Origin of the sequence: Moorena sp. SIO4A1 (assembly GCF_010672065.1) — a bacterium.
GTDB lineage: Bacteria > Cyanobacteriota > Cyanobacteriia > Cyanobacteriales > Coleofasciculaceae > Moorena.
Genome location: NZ_JAAHHX010000159.1, coordinates 1 through 4268 on the forward strand (window position 1 = coordinate 1; position 4268 = coordinate 4268).

A 4268-nucleotide genomic window follows, 5' to 3' on the forward strand; every position below is an offset into this window, starting at 1 on the left:
GGACGCTCCTTCATTCCCGGTAACTACAACAACGGTGAGTTTGGGGTTGCTGCCACCTCCCTGTTCTGGCATTTTGTCGATGTGATCTGGATTATTTTGTTTGTGCTGATTTACATCTGGCAGTAGCCTTATTCCTAGGTTGGGTGAGCAGGAGCGTAACCCAACCAGGTAAGGCTTTTGTCATGTTTAGTTAGATTTCCAAGAACAAAATGCTCTATGAAACTGATATCATCCAATGGGTTGAACAACAAGTTTATCTGATCAAAGAACAACGGTATAATTAGTAGTTAGCCCTCAAAAAAAATTATCAAAAAAGTTGTAATATAGAAGGATGTCAGGAACCCCACGGCTATAAGCCGGGGGCTTGAATAAAGCCCACCTGACCAGCCAAAGACCTAAAAAGTCTACGTTTAGAGCAAGAGTTTAAGTCCTACCTATGAATGCATGAACCAGTTTGTAGCTCTAGAACTTCAGCATTAAGTGTGGTGTACAAGGGTTAAGCCCGTGTGTTGAAGAAAGTACCGACTCTAAACATTGGCGTTCGCGAAGCGGGGCGCTTTAGCGCACGGTTCACATTACCCCTAATGGGAGATTAAACTCATGTTTGTTTTTGTTTTGAACAGTTCAAGAAAACCTTTAAACCCAACTCATCCAGCTAGAGCCAGAAAATTGCTCAAAACGGGAAAAGCGGCTGTGTTTAAAAGGTATCCTTTTACGATTATATTGAAGGAGGAAGTTGCTGAACCAAATAATCAACAGCTCAGGATTAAAATCGACCCGGGAGCGAAGACTACAGGTATAGCTATCCTGAGAAATGAATCTGTGCTGTGGGGAGCAGAACTGACTCACAGAGGGGATCAAATTCGATCCGCTCTGACCTCTAGAAGACAGTTAAGGCGTTCTCGCAGAAATCGCAAAACTCGTTATCGCCAACCTCGGTTTAACAATCGATGTCGTCAAGAGGGATGGTTGCCACCGTCATTAATCAGTCGAGTTGAAAACATATTGACTTGGGTAAAACGGCTTTGGCGGTTATCACCAATTGCTCATATCTCAACTGAATTGGTACGATTTGATACCCAACTCATACAAAACCCAGAAATCTCGGGAATTGAATATCAACAAGGAACCCTAGCCGGTTATGAATTAAGGGAATATATGCTAGAAAAATGGCATCGTCGTTGTGTTTACTGCGGTGCTACGGACACTAAGCTAGAGATTGAGCATATTGTTGCCAAGTCAAAAGGAGGCTCTAATCGCTTATCCAACTTGACTTTGAGTTGTCGAAAATGCAACCAAAAGAAAGGAAACAAACCGATTGAGCAATTCTTAGAAAATAACCCCTTACTGCTCAAGTCAATTCTATCTCAAGCGAAAAGATCACTAGCTGACACAGCCGCCGTTAATGCTACTCGTTCGCGTAGCGTCGCCAACGGCGAATGGAAACTGTTTAATGGCCTCAAAGAGCTAGGAATACCTGTGGAAACGGGAACTGGTGGTAGGACTAAATACAACCGTTGTCGTCAAAATTTACCTAAAACTCATTGGTTGGACGCGGCCAATGTAGGCTACTCAACCCCAGATACCTTAAAAATTTTAGTGTCAAGACCAATGAGAATCAAAGCAACAGGACATGGCAACCGTCAAATGTGTGGAACAAATGCTTTTGGTTTTCCGATTCGACATCGGTCAAACACCAAGAAACACTTTGGATTTCAAACAGGGGATATTGTTAAAGCTGTTGTTACCAAAGGGAAAAAAGTTGGCTCTTATATTGGTCGAGTTTTATGTCGAGCAACCGGTAGCTTTGATATCACAACGGCTACAGGTCGAGTAGCCGGAATTTCACACAAATACTGTTCTTTTGTTCATCGCAGCGATGGTTATTCCTATCAATAAGGATTCCCTTACGCTCAGTTGTTTATGTAAGGGGGAAACTTTCCTCCCCATACGTGAACGACAGGGGCTTCCAGTTTCCCCCTTACCAACCCCAATTTATGGTGAATAACAGAGAAACGGAATATCTAAAGACTTTCCTTGCACCTATCAAGAAGTGCAAGACCTACAGACCCAAGTTCGGGCAGGGTAACAGCGATAAGGGGCTATCCCTGAGTGGATTCAAGACGCTTTACGGTTCAGACCCTTTCTACGCATGGGTAGGTCTTGACACCGAGCTGATGTACGCTGCACATCGTGCAGCAGGTGGAATGACTTCCGTATATCGGCAAATCGGCATTGGGTGTGAACGTCTATTCCGTGCAGTTTTGGTAGATACAACTGGTTACACAGACCCCGTTTATGCAACCTGGTCCTACACAGCAAAGACTCGCTCTGGTAAAGATAAAAAGCTATCCCTTGACGGCAGACTTGAACTTTCTGAAGTTAAGAATCAAATGATTCTCAACAACGTAAAGCAATGGATTAAAGACTACTGTTCTGACTTAGGTGAAGTTACGGAACCCACTAACGGGATCGTTTTTGAAGTGCGTCAGGGTTACAAAAGCAAAGACTCCAAGCGTCAAAATGCCGACATTGATAATGCTGTAGTAGCATGGGCAAACGATTATCTTCCTGTATTCGCAATCTTTTCTTCACAGATTGATTCTGACATTGTACTGAGATACCGGAATAACCGTTGCGGTATTCTTATTGGTACAACGAATAGCAACAATAAAGAGTCTCTGTATGCCTTCTGTGACCAGGTTCTTGGGTATGACTTAGCAGACTTTTTCAACCGTAATAGCACAGAGATTAAACAAGAAATCCATGATGTCCTGGAAACGTTGTTGAGGGCTGAGTAATGGATATGACGGTTAAGCAACGTTCGGATTACACCTTCAAATACAACAAGAAACTTGGTAGACATGGATGGTTGCGGCTAACCCCCGCTTATTCCGTCAAGCTAGTAGAAGAAATTATTGATAACATCCCTGAAAATGCTTTCATCCTTGACCCGTTTTCAGGAACAGCAACAACTGGTATTGTGGCGGCTGAACATGGTTTTTATTCACACTGTTTTGATATAAACCCCTTCTTGATATGGTTAGGTAATGCTAAATGCCGTAACTACACAAAAACGGAACTTAAAAAGCTACAAATAGGGGTTAAAAAAGCGCTGATAGAATCCAAATATTATCTTAATAAAGATAACTGGTTGCCAAAAATACATAACATTACAAGGTGGTGGTCCGTAGATACATTAAAAATTATAGCTGCACTTCGTCAGGTGCTTGTTAACGAGTTTGGCGAACCGAAAGACAACAATGTTTCTTCTCTGGCATGGATTTCTTTTTGCCGGTTGGTTATTGAAACATCTTCCGCAGCATTCAATCATGTGTCCATGTCATTTCACGATCAAGTGACAACCTTTGAGGTAGAACAGATTGAATCTCTGTATTTAGAAATCTTGGATGCGATCGTTGAAAGTGCCAGTGAAGCACTTCCCGGTTCCGCATCGGTTCACTCCGTAGATTCACGGGAACCTGTTTCTATTGAAGAAGTGAAGTATTCCCACGTTGTTACCTCCCCACCTTACCCAAACCGGATCAGCTATATTCGAGAACTTCGTCCTTATATGTACTGGACAAAGTTTCTTGATACTGCCCGTGAAGCTGGTGAACTTGATTGGAAAGCGATCGGAGGCACATGGGGAATTGCTACCAGCAGACTTCAGAACTGGGAATCAAACGGTCTTGAATTGCCGGAACTTATAAGGCTGGTAGTTTCCGAAATCCTTGAGACTGAAGAAAAGAATACCTTGTTGATGGCTAATTATGTCTATAAGTATTTTCATGATATGCACTTACATTTTAATAATCTAAAAAGTATACTGAATAAAGGTGCTGTACTGTCGTATATTGTGGGTAATTCTAGTTTCTACGGTGTGCAGGTACACACGGAAAAACTACTTGAAGATTCGCTAAATTCCCTTGGGTTTACAAACGTGGGTAGCAAGGCGATCAGGAAACGTAACAGTAAGAAGGAACTATTTGAATACTGCGTTTATGCCACATGGAAGTAAAATAAAAAAAAGTTCATTATCCTGTTACATCTGGCACTAGGGTTATTCCTAGGTTGGGTGAGCAGCAGCGTAACCCAACCAGGTAAGGCTTTCGTCACATATAGTGAGATTTCCTAGAACAAAATGCTCTATGAAACTGACATCATCCAATGGGTTGAACAACAAGTTTCCCTGATCAAAGAACAACGGTATAGTGAAGTAGACTGGGTTAATCTCCTAGAAGAGATTGAAGACTTGAGTAAACGAG

5 protein-coding genes are annotated in these 4268 nt (G+C 42.2%); all 5 read left to right on the plus strand.

Annotation, left to right across the window (positions count from 1 at the left end; genetic code table 11):
* Positions 1–126, plus strand: a 126-nt coding sequence (locus tag F6K53_RS35350; RefSeq protein WP_293083976.1) for a cytochrome c oxidase subunit 3, incomplete at its 5' end; no start/stop codon positions are given.
* 474 nt (positions 127–600) lie between these two features.
* The gene (gene iscB / locus F6K53_RS35355) at positions 601–1899 is read left to right on the plus strand and encodes an RNA-guided endonuclease IscB (RefSeq protein WP_293083967.1); all 1299 of its coding nucleotides are present in this window, start codon (positions 601–603) and stop codon (positions 1897–1899) included.
* A gap of 278 nt (positions 1900–2177) precedes the next feature.
* On the plus strand, positions 2178–2801 hold the full coding sequence (locus F6K53_RS35360; RefSeq protein ID WP_293083970.1) for a hypothetical protein: 624 nt from the start codon (positions 2178–2180) through the stop codon (positions 2799–2801).
* Positions 2801–4021: a DNA adenine methylase gene (locus tag F6K53_RS35365; RefSeq protein ID WP_293083973.1), complete on the plus strand. Its 1221-nt coding sequence runs from the start codon at positions 2801–2803 to the stop codon at positions 4019–4021. Before F6K53_RS35360 ends, F6K53_RS35365 begins: the two co-directional genes overlap by 1 nt.
* Positions 4022–4144: 123 nt before the next feature.
* Positions 4145–4268, plus strand: a 124-nt coding sequence (locus F6K53_RS46205) for a DUF29 family protein (RefSeq protein WP_366511391.1), incomplete at its 3' end; no start/stop codon positions are given.

Excerpts from the sequence above, each read along its gene's own strand:
- F6K53_RS35360 (WP_293083970.1), top strand. The coding sequence starts at position 2,178 with ATGTACGCTGCACATCGTGCAGCAGGTGGAATGACTTCCGTATATCGG.
- iscB (WP_293083967.1), top strand. The coding sequence starts at position 601 with ATGTTTGTTTTTGTTTTGAACAGTTCAAGAAAACCTTTAAACCCAACT.
- F6K53_RS35365 (WP_293083973.1), top strand. The coding sequence starts at position 2,801 with ATGGATATGACGGTTAAGCAACGTTCGGATTACACCTTCAAATACAAC.